This is a genomic window from Xanthomonas sp. NCPPB 2866 (genome assembly GCF_041475745.2).
Classification (GTDB): Bacteria; Pseudomonadota; Gammaproteobacteria; order Xanthomonadales; family Xanthomonadaceae; genus Xanthomonas; species Xanthomonas arboricola.
The window spans coordinates 4,370,129-4,392,065 of sequence record NZ_CM192975.1; the positions used below are offsets into that span (position 1 = coordinate 4,370,129).

Sequence of the window (21,937 nt, forward strand, 5' to 3'; positions counted from 1 at the left end):
CTCTCCCGCATGGCCCGGATCATCGCCATTGCCAACCAGAAAGGCGGCGTCGGCAAGACCACGACCGCTGTCAATCTGGCGGCCGGCCTGGCGCGCGCGCCCAAGCGTGTGTTGCTGGTGGATCTGGACTCGCAGGGCAACGCGACCATGGGCAGCGGCATCGACAAGCGCGATGTGGCCGCCTCGACCTGCGACCTGCTGCTGGGCGAAAACACCGCGGCCGAAATCCGCGTCACCGCGCCGGAAGGCTTCGACCTGCTGCCGGGCAACATCGATCTGACCGCGGCCGAGATCCAGCTGATGGATCAGGGCGAGCGCGAGCAGCGGCTCAAGCGCGCCCTGGCGCCGATCCGCGACGAGTACGACTTCATCCTGATCGACTGCCCGCCGGCGCTGTCGCTGCTGACGCTCAATGCCCTGACCGCGGCCGATTCGATCATCGTGCCGATGCAGTGCGAGTACTACGCACTGGAAGGACTGACCGCGCTGCTGGAAACCATCGAGGCGTTGCGCGCCAACCTCAATCCGGCGCTGGAAATCGAAGGCGTGCTGCGCACGATGTTCGACATCCGCAACAACCTCGCCAATGCGGTGTCGGCCGAGCTGACCGAGCATTTCGGCGACAAGGTGTTCCGCACCATCGTGCCGCGCAACGTGCGCCTGGCCGAGGCGCCCAGCCATGGCCAGAGCATCGTCGGTTACGACCGCACCTCGCGCGGTGGCGTGGCCTACCTGGGGCTGGCCGGCGAAATCGTGCGCCGCCAGAACGACCGCAACAAGGCCTACCGGCCCGTGGAGACCGTCTGATGAACAAGCCGATCCCCGCAAAGAAGCGTGGCCTGGGCCGTGGCCTGGAAGCGCTGCTGGGGCCGAAGGGCGCGGCCGCCGCCGCGGCGCCGAGCGTGGCCAGCGAGGAGGCCTTGCAGCCGGGCGACAGCCTGCGCCGGTTGCCGGTCACCCAGTTGCAGCCGGGCAAGTACCAGCCGCGCAAGGAGATGGACGAGGTCAAGCTGGCCGAGCTGGCGGAGTCGATCAAGGCGCAGGGGGTGATCCAGCCGATCGTGGCGCGCGAGCTGGCACCGGGGCAATTCGAGATCGTGGCCGGTGAACGTCGCTGGCGCGCCTCGCAGCTGGCCGGGCTGAGCGAAGTCCCCGTGGTGGTGCGCGAGCTGGACGACCGCACCGTCATCGCGATGGCGCTGATCGAGAACATCCAGCGCGAAGACCTCAACCCGCTGGAAGAAGCGCAGGCGCTGCAGCGCTTGATCGACGAATTTTCGCTAACCCACGCCGAGGCCGCCGGTGCGGTGGGCCGCTCGCGTGCGTCGGTGTCCAACCTGCTGCGGCTGCTGGAGTTGCCGGTGGCGATCCGCGTGCTGCTGGAAACCCGCCGCCTGGAAATGGGCCATGCGCGTGCGCTGCTCACCCTGGCGCCGGAGCTGGCCAGCAAGCTGGCGCAGGAAGCAGCCGACCAGGGCTGGTCGGTGCGCGAGGTTGAACACCGTGCGCAGCAGTTCGCCGCCGGCAAGGTGCCCGGCGCATTGCGCAAGGGCAAGCCGGCCGCCGCTGCGCCGCAGGCCGATATCGCCTCGCTGGAAACCGAACTGTCCGAATCGCTGGGCACCAAGGTGGTGTTCAACCACGGCCGCGGCGGCAAGGGCAAGCTGGTGATCCACTACACCGACCTGGACACGCTGGACGGCGTGCTCGAACGCCTGCGCCTGCAGCGCAGCTGAGCCTGTGCACCCGCACCAGGAGCATCCCCGGCAATGAATCCCGCCAAGGTCGATCGCAAGCACCTGCTGCATCTGACCGACCTGCCGAACGTGGGGCCGGCCTGCGAAAAGGATCTGCAGCGGATCGGCATCCGGGTTGCCGCGCAACTGCGCGGTCGCGATGCGTACGACATGTATGCGCAGCTGTGTCTGTGCACCGGCGTGCTGCACGACCCCTGCGTGATCGACGTGTTCCTGTCGATCACGCGCTTCATGCAAGGCGAGGCGCCACGGCCCTGGTGGGCGTTCAGCGCCGAACGCAAGGCAGCCCTGGCCAGCGAAGCACCGCTCAGTCTGGGGTGAGTGCGCGCATGCGACCAGGTGCGGCCATCAACCGGAGCAACCCATGAGCACTGAAGACGACCAGATCAGCCCCGGCGGCAGCACGCTGATGCTGCACGCGCAGGAAAAGGCATTCGAGCCGGCACACGGCGGCGACTGCATCGAGCAGATCAGCGCACATATCGAGCAGCACCTGGGGCCGATCTCGGCAGTGCTGCACGAAATCATCTCCGACGCCGTGCATCTGGACGTGCATGTGGTGCCCGCCACCGCGGATGTCCCGTACCTGCGGCTGGTGACCTCGGGCATGAGCGACCGGCCGATGACCCTGCCCGAGGGCGTGGAAGCGCCGCAGTACATGGAGCTGATGCTGAGCCTGCCCGCCGATTGGCCGATGGACCAGCGCGACTTCGAAGACCCGCGCCACTACTGGCCGATCCGCCTGCTCAAGACCCTGGCCCGGCTGCCGCACAAGTTCGAGACCTGGCTGGGCTTTGGCCACACCATTCCCAATGGTCATCCGGCCGAACCCTACGCACCCGGCGTGCGTTTCGATGGCGCCATCGTGCTGCCGCCGGTGAGCGCGCCCGAGGGATTTGCGCGCCTGGCCATCGATGCCGACAAGACCATCGTGTTCATGACCGTGGTGCCGCTGTATCCGGAGGAGATGGCGCTGAAACTGAAGGACGGCAGCGATGCGCTGCTGGATCGCTTCGATGCCAAGGGGATTGGGGACATCATTGCGCTCGATCGCGTCAACGTCGCCAAAAAGCGCTTCGGGCTGTTCTGAGCGCCACCTGCCTGCCCGCCCGCTTCCGATATCTCCAGGACCACTGCAATGACCATTCTCGTCACCGGCGCCGCCGGTTTCATCGGGGCCTACACCTGCCGCGCGCTGGCTGCGCGCGGTGAGTCGGTGGTGGGCCTGGACAACTACAACAGCTACTACGACCCGCAGCTCAAGCGCGACCGGGTGGCGGCGCTGTGCCCGGGCATCGACATCCGCACGCTGGACCTGACCGACCGCGACGGCCTGGCCGCGTTGTTCGATCAGATCCGGCCCACGCGCGTGGTGCATCTGGCCGCGCAGGCGGGGGTGCGTTACTCGCTGGAAAACCCGTCCGCCTACGTCGACAGCAACCTGGTCGGCTTCGTCAACATGCTCGAACTGTGCCGGCATCGGGGCGTGCAGCACCTGGTGTATGCCTCGAGCAGTTCGGTGTACGGCGATTCGGCCACCCCGCCGTTTTCCGAAGACCAGCGCGTGGACCAGCCGCGCTCGCTGTATGCGGCGACCAAGGCCGCCAACGAACTGATGGGCTACACCTATGCGCAGCTGTACGGCCTGCGCGCGACCGGGCTGCGGTTCTTCACCGTGTACGGGCCGTGGGGCCGGCCGGACATGGCGCCGCTGATCTTCAGCCGCGCGGTGCTGGCGGGGCGGCCGATCGAGGTGTTCAACCACGGCAAGATGCAGCGCGACTTCACCTTCGTCGACGACATCGTGGCCGGCGTGCTGGGCGCGCTGGACACGCCCAGCGGCGAGCCAGTGCCGCACCGGGTGTTCAACCTGGGCAACCACACCCCGGTGGAGCTGGAATACTTCATCGACGTGATCGCCCAGGCCGCCGGGCGCCCGGCCGAGAAGGTCTACCGGCCAATGCAGCCGGGTGACATGATCCGCACCATGGCCGATACGCAGCGCGCACACGCCGCCTTCGGCTTCGAGCCGGCCACCCCGGTCGAGCACGGCCTGCCGCAGGTGGTGGACTGGTGCCGCAGTTATTTCGGTGAGCGCGCCTAAGGCACAGGTTCGCTTCATGCCTGACTCAGACAGTCAGGGCACAATGCGCGATCTTTTTCGCTCAGCCTTCATCTGGCACCACGAATCCATGAGCCAACCCCAGCTTTCCGTCGTCGTCCCGGTGTTCAACGAGCGCGACAACGTCGCCGCCCTGGTCGGCGAAATCGTCGCCGCCTTGCGCGGGCTGGTGGCGTTCGAGATCGTCTATGTCGACGACCACTCGCGCGACGACACCCTGGCGGTGCTGCAAGGCCTGAAGACCACCACGCCGGAACTGCGCGTGTTGCATCACGTGACCCAGAGCGGCCAGAGCACGGCGGTGCGCAATGGCGTCAAGGCCGCGCGTGCGAGCTGGATCGCCACGCTCGACGGCGACGGCCAGAACGACCCAGCCGACATTCCCAAGCTGCTGACCGCCCGCGCCAGTGCCGAGCCGCAGGTGAAGCTGTTCGCCGGCTGGCGGGTCAACCGCCAGGATTCGGGGTCCAAGCGCTGGGCCAGCAAGTGGGCCAACGCGATCCGTTCGCGCATGCTGCACGACAACACCCCCGATACCGGCTGCGGCATCAAGCTGTTCGAGCGCGAGGCGTTCCTGGACCTGCCCTACTTCGATCATATGCACCGCTATCTGCCGGCGTTGATGCAGCGCGCCGGCTGGCGCACGGTGAGCGTGCCGGTGCATCACCGCCATCGCACCGCCGGCGTGTCCAAGTACAACAACCTCAATCGCGCGCTGGTCGGCATCCGCGACCTGCGCGGCGTGGCCTGGTTGATCACCCGCAGCAAGCGCACCGTGGTGCAGGAGCGCTGATGGAACTGCATTGGCTGGATCAACCGCTGACCTGGCTGTACTGGACCGGGCTGCATGTCACCGGCTGGAAGCTGATCGGCTATGTGGGCGCACTGATGTTCGGCGGCCGCTGGCTGGTGCAATTCGTCGCTTCCAAGCGCGCCGGCAAGCCGGTGATCCCGCGCATGTTCTGGTACATGAGCGTGGTCGGCAGCCTGATGACGCTGAGCTACTTCGTGTTCTCGGCCAAGCAGGATTCGGTGGGCGTGCTGCAGAACCTGTTCCCGGCGTTCACCGCGTTCTACAGCCTGTATCTGGATGTGAAGCATCGCGGCTGGAGGCGGGATCGGGCGGTGCATTGAGCGGGGATTGGGGAGTGGGGATTGGAGATTCGTAAGTGCGGCACTCCCGCTCCACGTTTCCGGGCTTTGAGGCGATGCTGGTTGCGTAGCTGAGCTGATTGAGCGTGCCGCATTGACTCTGCTTTCGGTGGATAACGTCAGGGGCTCGCTAGCTGGGGTCAACGCGTTTTTTCGTACGTCGCGATGCGATGGTTACCGACCTGGGATGAGGCGCGTGGCCGATGCCGCGGCTGTTTGCTCATCGGCATGCTGTGCCTATGTCCAGCGCGCTCCTCCATCGTCCGTTGTCCGGGTCGGCGCCGCTTGCGGCGCATTGGCACCTGCGGCTGTACACGCATCAGCAGGTGCCGTTGTTTGCCGACTGGCGTTGCGCGCGGGCGGCAGCGGCCAGCCTTGCGGCGGCCGGTCATTGGCAGGGTGCACAGTTGCTGTGCTGGGTGCTGCTGCCGGACAGTTGGTGCGCGCTGTTGCAGGCGCCGGGCAAGGCTGCGCTGCTGCAACTGGCTTGGGTCGCACGACAGGCGGCTGCCGAGGCGGTCAATCGCGCGCGCGGCCGTGGCGGGACGGTGTGGCAGCCGCAGATGCAGGCATCGGCGCTTGCGCCGACTGAGGACCACCGACAGTTCGCGCGCGCGCTGGTGGCGTTGCCAGTACGCGCAGGGCTGGCCGCGCAGATCGGCGGATATCCATACTGGGATGCGGTCTGGCTGTTGCACGACCACGCTGCACACGGCGCTGCGATTGCGGTGCCAGATGATCGCGCACGCATGCCGGGTCCGGGACGCAGGTGACCGTGATCGCGTGCATTCGTCTGGCTTGAGCCGGAAAGACTGATACGCGTCTTCGCCTGTCAGCCTTGCGGGATATCTGTGTGAGCGACGTCTGCTCGATCAACATTTGACGTCCAGCGGCGCCTACTCGATCAACGTCTGACGTCGAGCGGCGTCTGTTCGGGCGACGCCTGACGTCGACCGCCTACGCCTGTCGGAGCGGGCCGCGCGCTGCGGTGATGGCCTGCATCTGCCAGCGCCGAGCACGGTGTGATCGGCAGCTACGGCGCCGCGACCTGCCCTGCCCTGCCGGTACGCCGGCAGGGCAGTCGCCCGTGACGCACCGGCCGGTCAAAATTCCAGTGGATGGTCCGGCAGCAGGGCCTGCAACTGACTGCGGAACAACCCGCGAATCCGCTGCAGTGCGTCTTCGGTATCGGCCTCGAAGCGCAGCACCAGGATCGGCGTGGTGTTGGAGGCACGCACCAGGCCCCAGCCGTCGGCGAAGTCCGCACGCAGCCCGTCGATCGTCGACAGCCGCGCCGATTCGAACGGCGATTCCTCGCCAGCCTGCGCACGCTCGACAAAGCGCGCGACCAGCGCGTGCGCATCGCCGTCCACCGGCACCTTGATTTCAGGCGTGGACACGCTTTCGGGCAGGGCGTCCAACACCTCCGACGGGGTTTCCTCGCGCTGGGCCAGGATTTCCAGCAGGCGTGCGGCCGCATAGATGCCGTCGTCGAAGCCGTACCAGCGCTCCTTGAAGAAGAAGTGTCCGCTCATCTCGCCGGCCAGTTCGGCGTCGGTCTCGCGCATCTTGGCCTTGATCAACGAATGCCCGGTCTTCCACATCAACGGGCTGCCGCCGTTGCGCAGCACGTGATCGGACAACTTGCCGGTGCACTTGACGTCGTAGATCACCAGCGCGCCGGGATTGCGCTGCAGCACATCGGCGGCGAACAGCATCAGCAGACGGTCCGGGAACACCATGGCACCCTGCTTGGTGACCACGCCCAGACGATCGGCATCGCCATCGAAGGCCACGCCGATATCGGCATCGAAGCGCTGCACCATCTTGACCAGGTCGTCGAGGTTGTGCGGCTCGCTCGGGTCGGGATGATGATTGGGGAAGGTGCCGTCGATCTCGCAGTACAGCGGGATGACCTCGGCGCCTATCGCTTCCAGCAGGCGCGGTGCGATATCGCCGGCCACGCCGTTGCCGGCATCCACCACCACCTTGATCGGGCGGTCCAGCTGCACGTCGTCGGCAATGCGCTGGATGTAGGCGTCGCTGATTTCGCGCTGTTCCAGCTCGCCAGGCGTTGCCGCGGTGTGCAGGCGGCCTTCGTTGATGCGCTGGTGCAGTTCGGCGATCGCCGCTCCGGACAGGGTCTCGCCACCGATCACGATCTTGAAGCCGTTGTAGTCGGGCGGATTGTGGCTGCCGGTGACCGCCACGCAGCTGCCGGCGCGCAGTTCGTAGGCGCCGAAATACACCACCGGAGTGGGCGCCAGGCCGATGTCGATCACCTGGCAGCCGGCGCGGCGCAGGCCGTCGATCAGGCCATTGGCGAGCTCCGGGCCCGATAGCCGCCCATCGCGGCCGACCACCACCTCGCGCAGGCCCTGCGCCTGCATCACGCTGCCGATGGCCTGGCCGATCAACGCGGCGACGCCGGGATTGAGATCCTTGCCGACCACGCCGCGGATGTCGTAAGCGCGGAACATCTCGGTGGCGACCTGCACGGCCGGCACCAGCGCTGGCGGTGAGGGCGGCGCATCTGCGTCCAGCGGGCGCGCCTGGCTGGCGAGGCTGGCGTCGTGCTGCAGGCTCTGGCTGAAGGTGGGTTCGTCGGCGGTTGGCTCGCCGGCCACGCGGCGACGCGGCAAGGCGACGCGGCCACGGCTGGCCAGCACCAACAGCACGGCGATGACGAGCAGCAGCGCGGCCACGATCGCGCAGCCCACGGCGCCCAGACCCAGCGGGCCGTCATCGCGTTGTGGTACCGCGGCGGCCACGCGCAGGCCGCTGTTACCCAGGGGCCTGGCCAAAGTCTCGGCAGCATCGGCCAGCACCAGATCGCCCTGCTGGGCAACGTTGTAGCTGCCCTGGCGCAAGGCCAGGTACGCGCTGCCGGGCACTGCGATCGCATCCAGCGGGCCGGTCAGACGTAACAACGGCAGCCGCGCGTACGCCACCGCCGGTTGCGCGCCCAGGCGCACCGCTGCCGCCACGCCGAGACGGACCTGCTTGGCATCGCGCACCACGTGCACCTGCGCACGCTCGGCCACCAGTGCCGACTCGAGCAGGCTCAGCCGCGCGTAGCCGAAGTCCTTGGGATTGTCGTAGGCGGCAGCGAGGTCGCCGGACAGGACCTGCACATCCTCGGCGCCCTTGAAGCGCTCGCGGATGCTCGAGGCGGCCGCCAGCGCGTCGCCATTGGCCAACGCGGCGATGACCTGTGGCTGCTTGAGCACGGCGTCGAGCTGGCTGGCCTGCTGGGCCATGGCCCGGCTGATGTCCTGTACGGCGCGGTCGCGCGCCTGTTCCAGCTCCTGCGCAACCGCATCCTGGCGCCATTGCGCATAGCTGCTCCAGCCGAACCAGGCAGCCAGCAGCACCAACACCCCCCCCAACACCGGACCACTCGTACGCACGCTGGACATCGACTGCCTGCGCTCGTTCGCCTTGCTCATGTGACGTCCCCCGTCAGCGCACGCCGGTGTGGCCGAATCCACCCGCTCCCCGCGCGCTGTCGACGAAAGTATCCACCACTTGCAAGCCCACGCGCACGATCGGCAGGATCACCAGCTGTGCGATGCGGTCGCCCGGCTCGATGGTGAAGGCCTCACGGCCGCGATTCCAGGTGCTGATCAGCAGCGGCCCCTGGTAATCGGCATCGATGAGCCCGGTGCCGTTGCCGAGCACGATACCGTGGCGATGGCCCAGGCCCGAGCGCGGCAGGATCACCGCGCACAGCTGCGGGTCGGCCAGATGGATGGCGATGCCGCTGGGAATCAGCGCCGCATCGCCGGGTTCCAGCGTCATCGGCGCTTCCAGCGCAGCGCGCAGGTCCATGCCGGCGCTGGCGTCGGTGGCGTAGGCCGGCAGCGGCCACAGATCGCCAAAGCGCGGGTCGAGCAGCTTCACCTGCAAGGACTGGGTCGGGGTGCTCATGCCTGCAATCTCTCCGCGATCAGGGCCAACAGCTGGTCGGCCAGTTCGGTCTTGCTGCTGCTGGGGAAGGCGCGCTCGCCGCCCTGCCAGTAGGCGGTGGCGGCGTTGTTGTCGCTTTCGAAGCCGCCGCCCTCGATCCCCACCTGGTTGGCGATGATCAGGTCCAGCCGCTTGGCGGCCAGCTTGCCACGCGCGTAATGCTCCACGTCGTGCGTTTCGGCGGCAAAGCCGACCACCAGCTTCAGCGCGCCGGTCTGCGCGGCGACCTCGGCCAGGATGTCCGGGGTGCGCACCAGTTCCAGGGTCAGCGTCTCGCCGGTCTTCTTGATCTTCTGCGCGACCACCCGCTTGGGGGTGTAGTCGGCCACTGCGGCGGCGCCAATGTAGATGTCGGCGGGGAACGCGCCCAGCACCGCATCGCGCATCTGCGCAGCCGAACGCACGTCGATCCGCCGCACCCCGGCCGGGGTGGTCTGGTGCACCGGGCCGCTGACCAGTACCACGTCGGCGCCCTGGCTGGCCGCGGCAGCGGCCAGGGCATAGCCCATCTTGCCGCTGCTGCGGTTGCCCACGTAGCGCACCGGGTCCAGGTCCTCGAAGGTGGGGCCGGCGCTGATCACGATGCGCAGGCCGTCCAGTTGCGCGCTGCTGGGCACGAACGCCGGGGTGGCAGCAGCCTTGGAGGCGAGCGGCGCGGCGCTGCCGGCACCGCCGGCCAGGGCGGCGATGATCGCCGCCGGCTCGGCCAGCCGGCCGGGGCCGGACTCGCCTTCGGCCAGCGGGCCGTCCTCGGGACCGACCACGCGCGCGCCGCGCGCGGACAGGGTCGCCACGTTCGCCTGCGTGGCCGGGTGCAGCCACATGCGGTGGTTCATTGCCGGGGCCACGGTCAGCGGCGCGGTGGTGGCCAGGCACAGCGTGCTGACCAGATCGTCGGCCAGGCCGTGCGCCAGCCGCGCCAGCAGGTCGGCGGTAGCCGGGGCGACGATCACCTGATCGGCCCAGCGCGCCAGTTCGATATGTCCCATCGCCTGCTCGGCGGCGCTGTCCCACAACGTGGTGCGGGTGGGCTGCCCGGACAGTGCCTGGAAGCTGAGCGGGGTGACGAATTGTTGCGCGCCGCTGGTCATGGCGACCTGCACCTGCGCACCGGCGTCGCGCAGGCGGCGGACCAGTTCGAGCGATTTGTAAGCGGCAATGCCTCCGCCGACGCACAGCAGCAAGCGCTGTCCGTCCAGGGGGCGGGCCTGAGTGGAGCCGATCACGTCGGAGTCGTCCTACGGTTACAAGGACAACTAGATTAGCCGATGCCCCCGTCCGGCCTGATAGGCGTGAGCGATGAGCACCGGCAATCTCGCCATATGCACATTCACGACTGGCCCACCCACGAACGCCCGCGCGAGAAACTGCTGGCGCGCGGGGCGCCTGCCCTGTCCGATGCCGAGCTGCTGGCGATCTTTGTCGGCTCCGGCCTGCGCGGCCAGGACGCCGTCCAGACCGGACGCAATCTGCTGCTGCGCCACGGCCCGCTGCGCGTGCTGCTGGATCACACGGCGCCCGCCCTGGCGCGCCTGCCCGGCCTGGGTCCGGCCTCGGCCTGCAAGCTCAGTGCGGCGCTGGAACTGGCGCACCGCCACCTGCTGAGCGCACTGGAACGCGGCGACGCGCTCAGTGACCCGCCCAGCGTCGGCCGCTACTTTTCGCAGCGGCTGCGTGCGCGCCCCTACGAGGTGTTCGCGGTGCTGTACCTGGACACCCGCCATCACGCCATCGCCTTCGAGGAAGTGTTCACCGGCACCATCGACGGGGCCGACATCCACCCGCGCGAAGTGGTGCGGCGGGCGCTACTGCACAATGCCGCGGCGGTGATCGTCGGGCACAACCACCCTTCAGGCAATCCGGAGCCGTCCGAGGCCGACCGCGCGGTCACCCGGCGCCTGCTGGATGCGTTTGAGCTGGTGGATATCCGCCTGCTGGACCACTTCGTGATCGGTGACGGGCGTCCGGTCTCGCTGGCCGAGCGCGGCTGGCTGGGATGAGCGCGCGGCGGTGACCTGAACCGTCGGCCCGACCCCGGGGCGCGCGGTCGGGTAAAATCGGTGGTTTCGTTCCAAGCAGATCCCACGTGAAAGCCCAACTCCGCGCACTGATCGGCCAAGGCATTGAAGCCTTGCGCGCCAACGGCACCCTGCCTGCCGACACCCTGCCGCCGGATTTTGTGGTCGAGCGGCCCAAGACGCGCGAGCACGGCGACTTCGCCACCAATGCCGCGATGCTGCTGGCCAAGCCGGCGCGCAGCAACCCGCGCGCGCTGGCCCAGGCGCTGGTCGCCGCATTGCCGGCCAGCGACGATGTGGCCAAGGTGGAGATCGCCGGCCCGGGCTTCATCAATTTCCACCTCGCCCCCACCGCCTACCAGCGCGAAGTGGCGCATGTGCTCAAGCAGGGCCACGACTACGGCCGCGGACTGGCCGGCAACGGCCGCTCGGTGGGCGTGGAATACGTGTCGGCCAACCCGACCGGCCCGCTGCACGTCGGCCACGGCCGCGCCGCGGCGATCGGCGACAGCCTGGCGCGCGTGCTCGATGCCAACGGCTGGAACGTCAAGCGCGAGTTCTACTACAACGATGCCGGCGTGCAGATCGAGAACCTGGCCTTGTCGGTGCAGGCGCGCGCGCAGGGGCTCACCCCCGACAGCGACGGCTGGCCGGAGAACGGCTACCGCGGCGACTACATCGCCGATGTGGCCACCGCCTACCTGGCCGGCGACACCGTCGACCTGGAAGGCCATCTGGTCACCGGCGGCAAGGACCCTGCCGACTTCGACGCGATCCGCCGCTTCGCCGTGGCCTACCTGCGTAACGAGCAGAACCACGACCTGGCCGCGTTCCGCGTCGATTTCGATATCTATTTCCTGGAAAGCTCGCTGTACAAGGACGGCAAGGTCGAAGAGGCGGTGCAGAAGCTGATCGCCTCCGGCCATACCTACGAGGAAGGCGGTGCGTTGTGGTTGAAGTCCACCGACTTCGGCGACGACAAGGACCGGGTGATGCGCAAGTCCGACGGCACCTACACCTACTTCGTGCCGGACGTGGCCTATCACCTGACCAAGTGGCAGCGCGGCTACGAGCGCGCGATCACCGAGCTGGGGGCCGATCACCACGGCTCGCTGACGCGCGTGCGCGCCGGCCTGCAGGCGCTGGAACTGGGCATCCCGCAAGGCTGGCCGGAATACGTGCTGCACCAGATGGTCACGGTGATGCGTGGCGGCGAGGAAGTGAAACTGTCCAAGCGTGCCGGCAGCTACGTCACCCTGCGCGATCTGATCGAGGAAACCAGCGCCGATGCGGTGCGCTGGTTCCTGATCGCGCGCAAGCCCGACTCGCAGCTCACCTTCGACATCGACCTGGCCCGTCAGCAGAGCAACGACAACCCGGTGTTCTACGTGCAGTACGCACATGCCCGCGTCTGCAGCGTGCTGCGGCAGGCGCAGGAGAAGGGCTACAAGTACGAGCAGGCGCATGGACTGGCCGAGCTGGCGCGCCTGGACGACGAGCATTCGCTCAACGTCATGGTCGAGCTGTCGCGCTATGCGGAGGTGGTGGAAATCGCCGGGCAGACGCTGGAGCCGTACCAGATCGCGCAATACCTGCGTGAATTGGCGCACGCCTTCCACACGTGGTATCACAACACCAAACTGCTGGTGGACGATGCCGCAGAGCGCGACGCCAAGCTCACCCTCGCCGTCGCCACGCAACAGGTGCTCGCCAACGGCCTGGAACTGCTTGGCGTCAGCGCCCCAGAAAAGATGTAAGCCGGGCCGCATGGCCCGCAACGACGTGATTCGGAGAAGTGGTAGATGGCAGCACGACGCGGTAAGAGTCAGGCGCGACGCAACACCAGCAATGGCACCCCCGGTTGGGTGTGGTTGGTGGCGGGCGCTGCGATTGCGGCAGTGATCTTTCTGGCCGCGCCCAACCTGTTCAAGAAGGATGGCGACGGCTTCCTGCGCGTAGGCCCGCGCGCCAACCCCGACGCGCAGCCCGAGCCGGTGGCCGATGCCGACGTGGATACGCCGGCAGAGCTGCCCAAGCCCAGCGCGCAACCGCCCAAGCCGCAGGCCAAGCCGGGCGATGCGCAGACCCAGTACGACTTCTATACCTTGCTGCCCGGCAAGGAAGTGCAGATGTCCGATGCCGAACTGGCGGCCAGCGCGCGCGCCGAGGAAGCTGCACGTGCGCGCGCCGCATTGGAAGGCAAGCCGGTCGCGCCTGCACCGGGTGCGAGTGTGGCGGCAGCCACGCCGGCCGCCAGCGTGCCGGTCCCGTTGACCGAAACTGCCGCCAGCGCGCCGAAGCCATTGGCCGAGACCGCCCCGGCACGCCCGGCCGCCACCCCGGCCCCGGCCAGCACTGCGGCACTGAGCACGCCGGCTGCAACCGCTGCGCCGAAGCCGGCAGCGACGGCAGCAGCTGCCACCCCGGCAGCTACCTCTGCAGTGACCGACAACACCCGCTACATCCTGCAGGCCGGCTCGTTCGGCGCCTCCGGCGATGCCGAATCGACCAAGGCCAAGCTGGCGATGATGGGCCTGGCCGCACGCGTGGAGTCGGCCGACATCAGCGGCAAGACCGTCTACCGCGTGCGCATGGGGCCGTACGGCAGCGCCAGCGAACTGGCAGAAGCCAAGCAGAAACTGACCGGTAGCGGCTTGCCCGCCATTGCGATCAAGGCGCAGTAGCCGCCGTGCTGCAGCGCACCGCCGGCCTGTGGTTGTGGTGGGGACTGATCGGCGCGGCGCACGCCACCGAGCAGATTCCCGACCGCATCCGGATCGACGGGCAGGACGCGGTGCTGCTGGCCGAGCCATTGGCGCCGGTGCTGGACGACCAGGCCACCTGGCAACGGTTCGTGGCGCATGCGCGGCCGGCGCTGGGCAGTTGCAGTGCAAACTGGCGCGGCTACCAGGCCGATTGGCGCGTGGAGCAGACGCAGGTGCTGCTGGATCGCATCGTCATCGGTGCCTGCGACACCGCGCCGCCGGCGTTACCGCTCGAGGTGTTGTTCCCCGGACGAACCGCCCCAGTCGCCGCGGACTGGATCGATGGCGAGCTGGTGATCGCCCTGCCAACCGCCGCGAGCACCGGCGACAGCGCACCCGGCACCGCAGAAGCACCGTATCTGCTCCTGCAGGTGCAGCACGGCCGCGTGGTGACGCGCGAGCCGCTCAGTGAGGCAGAGTTGCGCGCGCTTCGCGCCCAGGCCAACACACCTGGTCCTGCCACCACACCCTGATCCCTTTGCCTGATCCCCTCGTTCGCAGGAGTTATCCCCCATGTCCAAGACTGTTCTGATCACCGGTGCCACCTCCGGATTCGGCAGCGCCGCCGTGCGCCGTTTTGCCGCCGCCGGCTGGAAGATCATCGCCACCGGCCGCCGCGCCGAGCGCCTGGACGCGTTGGCGGCCGAGCTGCCCGCCGGCCAGGTGCACACCGCTGCCTTCGACATGCGCGATGCGCAGGCCCTGTCGGCAGCGATCGACGCATTGCCGGCCGAGTTTGCCGACATCGATGTGCTGGTCAATAACGCCGGGCTGGCGCTGGGCACCGCGCCTGCACAACAGGCCGACCTGACCCAGTGGCAGCAGATGATCGACACCAATGTCACCGCGCTGGTCACCCTCACCCACCGCCTGCTGCCGGCGCTGATCGCACGCCGCGGCGCCATCATCAACATCGCCTCGGTCGCGGCGACCTACCCCTACACCGGCGGCAACGTGTACGGCGGCACCAAGGCGTTCGTGCAGCAGTTTTCGCTGGGCCTACGCGCGGACCTGCACGGCACCGGCGTACGCGTGACCTCGATCGAACCGGGCATGGCCGAAACCGAATTCACCCTGGTGCGCACCGGCGGCAACCAGGCCGCCTCCGACACGCTGTACCGCGGCGCCACCCCGATGACCGCCGAGGACATCGCCGAGCAGATCTTCTACGTCGCCAGCCTGCCGGCGCATCTGAACATCAATCGGCTGGAAATCATGCCGGTCACGCAGTCGTTCGCCGGTTTCCAGGTGGCGCGCGACGCGCAGTGACGGTGGCCTCCAACGCCAATGCCTCGGTCGCGTCGCGATCCGATGGTGGGTTGGTCGGCGCGTTGGCAGATTGCGCCGCATCCAAGCTGGGTACGGCGCTGCAACCGGCGCACCGCCAGGGATGACGAAAACGCCGCGCATTGCGCGGCGTTTTGCTTTACCCGGTCAGCCGCGATCGGCGGCAGCCAACGGCTGCGCGCTTGGCCGCAGCGTCCTGTCGCGCAGTTGCAGGAACGGGCGCTCCACCGCGTAGTGCAACAGTGCGCCACCCAGCACTGCCACCAGGCCATACACCGCAAATGCCAGCACGCCCCGCCCCTCCAGCGCCGGGCCGAACCAGCCCTGGGTGAGATGGAAGACGGCCTTGTGGGTCAGATACAGGCTGTAGGAGATGGCCGCCAGCCATGCCGCGCCCGGCACGTGCAAACCGCCAAGCACACCGCTGCTGGCGGTGCCGGCGAGCACCAGCAAGGCCAGCCCCAGCGACAGCACCGGCCAGCCCACCGCATTGCCGAGCAGGCCGGTGCGCTCGCGGAACAGCCACAGTGCCAGCGCCAGAATCGCCACGCCGGCACACAGGATGGCGTTGCCGTGTTGCTGCAGCCGTTGCCACGTCATGGGGCGAAACACCTTCAGCACCGCCAGCACGACACCGGCCAGCAGACCATCCAGACGATTCCAGGTCGGGTAGTAGATGTCTTCGATAAACCAGTTGCGCTGCAGACCGACGCCAGCGCTGTCCAGGGCGGTGTTGTGCCACCAGATGCCGGCACGCAGCGCGATGCCTGCAACCACGACCAGCACGCAGAGCACGCCAAAGCGTGCGGCCGAGGGCCGACGCAGCAGCAGCGTCGCCAGCAACGGAAACACCAGATAGAAATGTTCTTCCACGCACAACGACCAGGCGTGCGAGAACGCGGCGTCACGGCCGTAGTCGACGAACAGGTTCAGGGTGAAGGTGACGAACATCCACCACGGCGCCAGCCCGGGCGACTCGCGAAAATCCGGCCACGCCATGTAGATCACCAGCACCAGCAAGAACGCCGGCAGGATGCGAAACGCGCGGCGCAGATAGAACTCCTTGAAGTCCAGGCGTTGCCCGCGCGCCAGCGGCCTAAGCACCTGCGTGCCGATCAGAAAGCCGCTCAGGACGAAGAACAGGTCCACGCCCATCCAGCCGTAGCGCGACAACCACGCCCAGTCCGGCCCCAGACCGCCGACCACGAAGGAATGGAACAGCATCACCCAGACAATGGCGAGGCCACGCAGCAGATCGAGAGCGGGGTAGCGCATGCGGGCGATGCAAAGCCGAGGGAGCCCGATTGTGCCGCATCCTACCGATGCGACGATGCCGGCGCTGGCCGCAGTCGCCAGCTCGGATCAGCAACGCAGACGTTGTTTCCACCTCACTCAGTCGTGCAGGCATGGTCCGGTCGACCACCTATCGGCGGCGGCAATAGGCCCCAGCGCCCCACCCGTGCAGCAGCCAAGGGGCTTCGATGAGGCTATCCACATTGCCGCAGCCAATCCAATGTTGACGCTGTGGCTCCCCCACAGCGTCATCCATCACGGATCCGCCTGTGTCACGCGACGGCCTGCTGCTCGATCCGCACGGCCGGCGCCACCGACAGCGCCGGTTGCAGCAATCCCCAGGCTTCCAGGTGCTCCACCGCACGGCCGATTCCGTCCTCCTCGCGGATGCGCTGCCCCAGCGCGCGCGCCGCTGCGCGCATGCTCGGCGCGCTGGCCTGGCCGATGGCATCGGCCAGGGTCTCCGGCTGCAGCCCGACCCGTGCAAGCGCCGGCGGGGCGACGCCGCGTTGGGCCAGGCAGTGCGCCCAGAACGGCTGGTCATAGCCGAACGGCAGCACCACCGACGGAATCCCCGCAGCCAGCGCCGCACCAGTGGTGCCGGCACCACCGTGATGCACGGCCACCGACACCCGCGGAAACAACCAATCGTGCGGTGCCTGCTCCAGCTGGAAGAAGCGCTGGGCATCGTCGGATGCGTCTTCCGCGGCCGCCAGCCCGCCCCAGCCGCTGGCCAGCAGCGCGCGTTGACCGGTCAGACGCACCGCCGCCTTGACGATGGCGGTGAGCTGGGCCGCATCGCTGCTGATCATGCTGCCGAAACCGATATACAGCGGCGGCGGGCCGGCCTGCAGAAACCCCTGCAGCGCGGCCGGCGGCTGCCACTGCGGCTGCGGCAACTGCCAGAAACCGCTGACCTGGGCCCGGTCCGGCCAATCCGGCGGGCGTGGGCACAGATGCTCGCTGTAGCCATACACCACGCGCTGCGCGCTGCGATCGGGGCCGCTCCACGGATATGCCGGCAGCCCCAAGGCCGGGCGCACGATGCCGTTGAGCGCCGGGCGCATCAGCTGCCAGCCGGCAAAGCGCACCGCGTGATGCAGCGCCACGCTCACCAGCCCGGGCAGGCGCACGGTGGGCATGACCATCAACGGCACATGCCGCGAGGCGGTCAGCGGCTGCAATTGCGTGAACACCACCGGCAGGCCGTAGGCCTGGCCCAGGCTATGCGCCAGCAGGCTGGCGCTGCCGACGCCGAGAATCAGGCCGGCATCGGCACAGGCCGCGCGGCCCTGCTCGGCCCAGTCGCGCGCCCACTCCAGCAGCTGCGCGCGCAAGGTGCCCCAGATGCCGCGCCAGCCACCGCGCATCTCGGCGACGTCCGGATGGCCCTGCAGCAGTTTCTGGTGATCGCCGCTGAGCGGGAAGAAGTCCAGCCCATTGGCGCGGATCAGCGCTTCGAAGTTGGCACTGGTCAGCACCCGCACCGGGTAACCGCGCGCCTGCAAGCCACGGCCCAGCGCGATGATCGGGCGCACATCGCCATGCGTGCCCAGGGTGGCGATCAGCACCGGGCGCCGGCGTCCCGCGTTGAAGGAAGACTCAGGCATATTCGGCCACCCCGTCGCTGGCGGTGGCGATGCTGCCATCGCGTTGTGCGGCTTTCGTGGTGGCCGCGTGCAGCAGTGCGCTGAGCGTGGCCGCATGCGTGGACGACAGCATCGAGTGGTGGTCGCTGTCCAGCACATGCAGCTGCAGGTTGCGCACATACGGGCGCCAGGCCTGCGGCCGGTAATCCACCCACACCGTATCGTCGCCGCCGGAGGTCATGCGCACGCTCGCTTCGACGAACACCACATCCTGGTCCAGCGGCTTGGGACGATGACGCCGCGCCAGATGCAGGTGGTGCTGGGTCATGCCGCCCATGTCGTCCAGCAACGTGGGGCGTTGCTCGAGCAGCTGACGCACTGCAGGCAAGTCGTTCAAGCCGTAGTGATCGCACAGCAGGCTGGCCAGTTCGGCCACCGTGGTGGGCATCGGCTGGCCGGGTGCCAGATGCAGGCCCAGCGCATGCACCGATGCACGCACGTTTTCCGATTCCGGCAGCGACGCGGCCTGCTCCAGGTGCGGGTAGCTGTCGAGCATCGCCAGCAATTCGACTTCTTCGCCCAGCGCATGCAGTTCGGCGGTGATGGCATGGGCGATCAAGCCGCCCAGCGACCAGCCGATCAATCGATACGGCCCCTGTGGCTGCACCGTGCGCAGCCGCGCCAAGTAATCGCGCGCGATCGCCTCGATGCTTTCCGGGCGATGCTGCGGGTCGCTCAAGCCCGGCGACTGCAAGGCATACACCGGCCACTGCGGATCCAGCTGACCGAGCAAGGTGAGATACGACCAGCCCAGGCCGACCACCGGGTGGATGCAGAACAGCGGCGGCGTACCCGGGGTGCCCGCACGCAACGGCAACAGCACGCCGAGCGGGTCGTTCGGAGTCTGCGCGTTGCGCTTGATCACCTCGGCCAGGCCGGCAATCGTCGGCGCATGGAACAGGGTACCCAGCGGCAGTTCGACACCGAACGTCTGCGGGAAACGTGCTGCCATTTCTGCCGCGCGCAGCGAGTCGCCGCCGAGCTCGAAGAAGTTGTCTTCGACACCCACCACTTCGATGCCCAGCACGTCCTGCAGCATCGCGGCCAGCTGCTGTTCGAGCGCATCGCGCGGCGCCACATGCGCGCGCTGCGGCAGCGCACCTGGCGAGGGCAAGGCGCGGCGATCCAGCTTGCCATTGGGTGTCAGCGGCAGTGCCTGCAATGGCACCCACAAGGTGGGAATCATCGACGCCGGCAGGCGCTGCTGCAGATGGGCGCGCAAGAGCTCGGGTGATGGCGTCGCGCCATGCTTGCCCACCACATACGCCAGCAACTGCAGCGCGTCGTGGTCGCCATCGCGATGACCGACCACCACCGCCTGCGCCACCTGCGAGTGCAGCAGCAAGGCGTTTTCGATTTCGGCCGGCTCCACGCGATGGCCGCGGATCTTCAATTGCGCATCGGCGCGGCCGATGAATTCCAGCATGCCGTCGCGGCGCTGACGCACGCGGTCGCCGGTGCGGTACATGTTGCTGCCGTCATCGGCGAACGGGTCGCGCACAAAGCGCTCGCTGGTCAGCTGGCGCTTGCCGCGATAGCCCTTGGCCACGCCCGCGCCACCGATGTACAACTCGCCGATCGCGCCGGTCGGCAGCGGTTGCCGCTGCGCATCGAGCACATAGACGCGGGTATTGAGCAGCGGCCTGCCGATCGGCGGGGCGGCAGCGTCGGTGAGCTGCAACGGCATGATGGTCGACCAGATCGTGGTTTCGGTCGGCCCATACAACTGGGTCAGGCGCCCGACCCGGCTCAGCAACTGGGTCGCCAGTTCCGGCACCAGGGCTTCGCCGCCGACCAGGGCGTGGATACGGTCCAGCGCCAGATCCTGATTGGCCAGCAGGATGCGCCACAGCGACGGGGTCGCCTGCACCATGCTGATCTGCTCCTGCGCGATCAGCCGCGACAGGCTGCGTGGATCGTGGGTGATGCCGGCCGGTGCGATGACCACGCGCGCACCCACCAGCAACGGCAGATACAGCTCAAGCCCGGCGATATCGAAGGTGATGGTGGTGACCGCCAGCACGCGGTCGCGCGGACGCAACGCAAGCTCATGCTCCATCGCATGCAGGAAATTGAACAGGTTGCGATGGCTGATTTCCACACCCTTGGGCGCGCCGGTCGAGCCGGAGGTGTACAGCACATAGGCCGTACCGTCCGGCGTGGCCAGCGGCGCGATTGCCGCCGGCAGCACCGCCGGGCGCGGATCCAGCCAGACCATGCCGCCGAGCAGATAGCGCTCGCACAACGCCGGCTCGCAGACCAGCGCGATGGCACCGGAATCGTTGAGCATCTGCCGGTTGCGTGCGGCCGGGCTTTCCGGGTCCAGCGGCAGATACGCCGCCCCGCTCCACATCACCGCCAGCAGGGCCACCAGCAATTGCTCGCTGCGCGGCAGCGCGATGGCGACCACGTCGCCAGGGCGGACACCATCGGCCACCCATTGTGCGGCGATGCGCGAGGCCAGTTCGCACAGCGTGGCGTAGTCCAGGGTGCGGTTGTCGTATTGCACCACCACTGCCGCCGGCATCACTTCGGCACGCTGCAGCATGCCGTGCAGCAGCGTGGCCGGTTCCGGCAGCGCTGCGGCGGTGGCGTTCCAGGTCTGCAACAGGCGGCGGCGTTCCGCATCGCCCAGCACATCGATCTGGCCCAGCGCGCATTCCGGATCGGCCAGCACCGCATCGGCCAGATGGGTCAGCCGGCGGCAGTGCTCGGCCAGCTCGTCGCTGTCGTACAGCGCCGGATTGGCATCCAGATCGAAGCGCAACGCGGCACCGTCGCCGCGCTCGTAGCAGAAGATGGTCAGATCGTCGGCCGGGCCGTTGGACAGGTTATGCGGCATCGCATAGGCCTGGCCAAAGCGCAGTGCGTAGTCGAAGGCTTCGATGTTCACTGCCAGGCGTGCGAACTTCTGATCGATCCCGAACATGCCCAGATCGCGGCGCACGTCCTCGAAGCGGTATTGCTGGTGGCGCAGCGCATGCCTGACCACCGAGGACACCTGCGCGAACAGCGCATGCACCGGCTGTTGCGGATCCATTTTCAGGCGCAGCGAAATCACATTGGCCACCAGGCCTGCGGTCTGCCGGTAGCGCGCATTGATGCGGCCGGTCACCGGCATGGCCAGCACCAGATCCTCGGCACCGGTGCAACGATAGTAGTACGCGGCGATCAGCGAAATCAGCATCTGCGGCAGGCTGGCGCCATAGTCCTTGCCGAGTGCGCGCAGCCGCACCACCTGCTGCGGCGAGAACTGTCCGGTGCCACGCAACAAGCCGGTCGACAGGTGATTGCCCGGACGCGCCAGGGTCGCCGGCGGCGGCAGGTCGGCCAGCTGCTGCATCCAGTAGCTGCGGTCGCGCTGAAAACGATCGGACTCGCGATACTGCTGTTCCAGCTCGATCAGCGACAGCGCGCTGCCGTACTGTGCAGGCTCCGGCTCGATGTTTTCTGCGTAGGCGTTATACAGCACCGCCATGCGCTGCATCATGATCGAGGCGCAATAGCCATCCATCACCAGATGGCTGACGCATTGCACCCACATATGGTGGTCTTCGCCAAGGCGGAACACCGCGCAATGCCATAACGGCCCATTCTGCAGGTCTTCCGGCTTGCGGATTTCTTCGTCGACCCAATGCTCGGCGGCGTTGCGCGGGGAAGGATCTTCGCTGACGTTGAAATACGGAATCGCGGCGGTGTATTCGGGCAGGACCACCTGATGCGGCACGCCGTCGTGCTCGGCGATGCATAGCCGCAGCGTGTCGAATTCGCGCGTCAGCTGCATGCTGGCGCGGATCAGCAGCTGCGGATCCAGCGGGCCGAACATTTCCAGGGCTTCGGACAACATCAAGGTGTTGTCGGTATGCAACTTGCTGGCCACCCACAGGCCGCGTTGCGCTTTGGTCAGGGGAAACATCGGAAAGTC

19 protein-coding genes are annotated in these 21,937 nt (G+C 67.9%); 13 read left to right on the forward strand and 6 right to left on the reverse strand.

The features are described from left to right. Positions 1-9 precede the first annotated feature (9 nt). From ACCQ04_RS18555 to ACCQ04_RS18590, 8 genes are all read left to right on the forward strand, one after another. Complete coding sequence (locus ACCQ04_RS18555) at positions 10-807, forward strand: ParA family protein (RefSeq protein ID WP_016901957.1); 798 nt, start codon at positions 10-12, stop codon at positions 805-807. Then, a complete protein-coding gene (locus tag ACCQ04_RS18560; protein WP_024940457.1) occupies positions 807-1,736 on the forward strand; it encodes a ParB/RepB/Spo0J family partition protein in 930 nt (309 codons plus the stop codon). Before ACCQ04_RS18555 ends, ACCQ04_RS18560 begins: the two co-directional genes overlap by 1 nt. Positions 1,737-1,769: 33 nt before the next feature. After that, entirely contained in the window at positions 1,770-2,078 is a 309-nt protein-coding gene (locus ACCQ04_RS18565; protein WP_226427961.1) for a helix-hairpin-helix domain-containing protein, read from the forward strand. A 43-nt stretch (positions 2,079-2,121) separates the two neighbouring features. Continuing rightward, positions 2,122-2,847, forward strand: coding sequence for a suppressor of fused domain protein (locus tag ACCQ04_RS18570; RefSeq protein ID WP_226427960.1), 726 nt, complete (start codon positions 2,122-2,124; stop codon positions 2,845-2,847). Between the two features lie 48 nt (positions 2,848-2,895). Next, positions 2,896-3,861, forward strand: a complete 966-nt coding sequence (locus ACCQ04_RS18575; protein WP_226427959.1) for an SDR family NAD(P)-dependent oxidoreductase — start codon at positions 2,896-2,898, stop codon at positions 3,859-3,861. An 88-nt stretch (positions 3,862-3,949) separates the two neighbouring features. Continuing rightward, positions 3,950-4,672 (forward strand): glycosyltransferase family 2 protein, encoded by a 723-nt coding sequence (locus ACCQ04_RS18580; RefSeq protein WP_024940453.1) that lies wholly within the window; start codon positions 3,950-3,952, stop codon positions 4,670-4,672. Then, the gene (locus ACCQ04_RS18585; protein ID WP_016901963.1) at positions 4,672-5,013 is read left to right on the forward strand and encodes a lipid-A-disaccharide synthase N-terminal domain-containing protein; all 342 of its coding nucleotides are present in this window, start codon (positions 4,672-4,674) and stop codon (positions 5,011-5,013) included. Before ACCQ04_RS18580 ends, ACCQ04_RS18585 begins: the two co-directional genes overlap by 1 nt. A gap of 257 nt (positions 5,014-5,270) precedes the next feature. After that, a complete protein-coding gene (locus ACCQ04_RS18590) occupies positions 5,271-5,804 on the forward strand; it encodes a hypothetical protein (protein ID WP_226427958.1) in 534 nt (177 codons plus the stop codon). Positions 5,805-6,134: 330 nt separating this feature from the next. Here the strand turns inward: ACCQ04_RS18590 and ACCQ04_RS18595 are convergent, their stop codons facing one another. From ACCQ04_RS18595 to coaBC, 3 genes are read right to left on the reverse strand one after another with little or no spacing between them, the layout of a single operon-like run. Beyond that, positions 6,135-8,480 (reverse strand): phosphomannomutase/phosphoglucomutase, encoded by a 2,346-nt coding sequence (locus ACCQ04_RS18595; RefSeq protein ID WP_226427957.1) that lies wholly within the window; start codon positions 8,478-8,480, stop codon positions 6,135-6,137. Positions 8,481-8,493: 13 nt separating this feature from the next. Then, the gene (gene dut / locus ACCQ04_RS18600) at positions 8,494-8,961 is read right to left on the reverse strand and encodes a dUTP diphosphatase (protein ID WP_016901966.1); all 468 of its coding nucleotides are present in this window, start codon (positions 8,959-8,961) and stop codon (positions 8,494-8,496) included. Next, positions 8,958-10,226 carry a bifunctional phosphopantothenoylcysteine decarboxylase/phosphopantothenate--cysteine ligase CoaBC gene (coaBC, locus tag ACCQ04_RS18605; RefSeq protein WP_154832809.1) on the reverse strand — a complete coding sequence of 423 codons (1,269 nt, stop codon included), beginning with the start codon at positions 10,224-10,226 and terminating at the stop codon, positions 8,958-8,960. Before coaBC ends, dut begins: the two co-directional genes overlap by 4 nt. A gap of 96 nt (positions 10,227-10,322) precedes the next feature. Between coaBC and radC the strand changes: the two genes are divergently transcribed. The 5 genes from radC to ACCQ04_RS18630 all read left to right on the forward strand — a co-directional run bounded on the left by radC (position 10,323) and on the right by ACCQ04_RS18630 (position 15,052). Further along, the gene (radC, locus tag ACCQ04_RS18610; RefSeq protein ID WP_046344811.1) at positions 10,323-11,000 is read left to right on the forward strand and encodes a RadC family protein; all 678 of its coding nucleotides are present in this window, start codon (positions 10,323-10,325) and stop codon (positions 10,998-11,000) included. A gap of 86 nt (positions 11,001-11,086) precedes the next feature. Beyond that, a complete protein-coding gene (gene argS / locus ACCQ04_RS18615; protein ID WP_016901969.1) occupies positions 11,087-12,775 on the forward strand; it encodes an arginine--tRNA ligase in 1,689 nt (562 codons plus the stop codon). A 45-nt stretch (positions 12,776-12,820) separates the two neighbouring features. After that, entirely contained in the window at positions 12,821-13,702 is an 882-nt protein-coding gene (locus tag ACCQ04_RS18620) for an SPOR domain-containing protein (RefSeq protein WP_184616156.1), read from the forward strand. Positions 13,703-13,707: 5 nt separating this feature from the next. After that, positions 13,708-14,256 carry a hypothetical protein gene (locus ACCQ04_RS18625; RefSeq protein WP_226427956.1) on the forward strand — a complete coding sequence of 183 codons (549 nt, stop codon included), beginning with the start codon at positions 13,708-13,710 and terminating at the stop codon, positions 14,254-14,256. A gap of 40 nt (positions 14,257-14,296) precedes the next feature. Next, positions 14,297-15,052: an SDR family NAD(P)-dependent oxidoreductase gene (locus ACCQ04_RS18630; RefSeq protein ID WP_016901972.1), complete on the forward strand. Its 756-nt coding sequence runs from the start codon at positions 14,297-14,299 to the stop codon at positions 15,050-15,052. Between the two features lie 165 nt (positions 15,053-15,217). On the opposite strand, the gene ACCQ04_RS18635 is transcribed toward ACCQ04_RS18630, so the two are convergent. The 3 genes from ACCQ04_RS18635 to ACCQ04_RS18645 form a co-directional block, all read right to left on the reverse strand. After that, the gene (locus ACCQ04_RS18635; protein ID WP_226427955.1) at positions 15,218-16,345 is read right to left on the reverse strand and encodes an acyltransferase family protein; all 1,128 of its coding nucleotides are present in this window, start codon (positions 16,343-16,345) and stop codon (positions 15,218-15,220) included. 290 nt (positions 16,346-16,635) lie between these two features. Beyond that, positions 16,636-17,973, reverse strand: a complete 1,338-nt coding sequence (locus tag ACCQ04_RS18640; protein WP_226427954.1) for a glycosyltransferase — start codon at positions 17,971-17,973, stop codon at positions 16,636-16,638. Then, positions 17,966-21,892, reverse strand: a complete 3,927-nt coding sequence (locus ACCQ04_RS18645) for a non-ribosomal peptide synthetase (protein ID WP_228912386.1) — start codon at positions 21,890-21,892, stop codon at positions 17,966-17,968. Before ACCQ04_RS18645 ends, ACCQ04_RS18640 begins: the two co-directional genes overlap by 8 nt. Positions 21,893-21,937 lie beyond the last annotated feature (45 nt).

Excerpts from the sequence above, each read along its gene's own strand:
- ACCQ04_RS18555 (WP_016901957.1), top strand. The coding sequence starts at position 10 with ATGGCCCGGATCATCGCCATTGCCAACCAGAAAGGCGGCGTCGGCAAG.
- ACCQ04_RS18560 (WP_024940457.1), top strand. The coding sequence starts at position 807 with ATGAACAAGCCGATCCCCGCAAAGAAGCGTGGCCTGGGCCGTGGCCTG.
- ACCQ04_RS18565 (WP_226427961.1), top strand. The coding sequence starts at position 1,770 with ATGAATCCCGCCAAGGTCGATCGCAAGCACCTGCTGCATCTGACCGAC.
- ACCQ04_RS18570 (WP_226427960.1), top strand. The coding sequence starts at position 2,122 with ATGAGCACTGAAGACGACCAGATCAGCCCCGGCGGCAGCACGCTGATG.
- ACCQ04_RS18575 (WP_226427959.1), top strand. The coding sequence starts at position 2,896 with ATGACCATTCTCGTCACCGGCGCCGCCGGTTTCATCGGGGCCTACACC.
- ACCQ04_RS18580 (WP_024940453.1), top strand. The coding sequence starts at position 3,950 with ATGAGCCAACCCCAGCTTTCCGTCGTCGTCCCGGTGTTCAACGAGCGC.
- ACCQ04_RS18585 (WP_016901963.1), top strand. The coding sequence starts at position 4,672 with ATGGAACTGCATTGGCTGGATCAACCGCTGACCTGGCTGTACTGGACC.
- ACCQ04_RS18590 (WP_226427958.1), top strand. The coding sequence starts at position 5,271 with ATGTCCAGCGCGCTCCTCCATCGTCCGTTGTCCGGGTCGGCGCCGCTT.
- ACCQ04_RS18595 (WP_226427957.1), bottom strand. The coding sequence starts at position 8,480 with ATGAGCAAGGCGAACGAGCGCAGGCAGTCGATGTCCAGCGTGCGTACG.
- dut (WP_016901966.1), bottom strand. The coding sequence starts at position 8,961 with ATGAGCACCCCGACCCAGTCCTTGCAGGTGAAGCTGCTCGACCCGCGC.
- radC (WP_046344811.1), top strand. The coding sequence starts at position 10,323 with ATGCACATTCACGACTGGCCCACCCACGAACGCCCGCGCGAGAAACTG.
- ACCQ04_RS18620 (WP_184616156.1), top strand. The coding sequence starts at position 12,821 with ATGGCAGCACGACGCGGTAAGAGTCAGGCGCGACGCAACACCAGCAAT.
- ACCQ04_RS18630 (WP_016901972.1), top strand. The coding sequence starts at position 14,297 with ATGTCCAAGACTGTTCTGATCACCGGTGCCACCTCCGGATTCGGCAGC.
- ACCQ04_RS18635 (WP_226427955.1), bottom strand. The coding sequence starts at position 16,345 with ATGCGCTACCCCGCTCTCGATCTGCTGCGTGGCCTCGCCATTGTCTGG.
- ACCQ04_RS18640 (WP_226427954.1), bottom strand. The coding sequence starts at position 17,973 with ATGCCTGAGTCTTCCTTCAACGCGGGACGCCGGCGCCCGGTGCTGATC.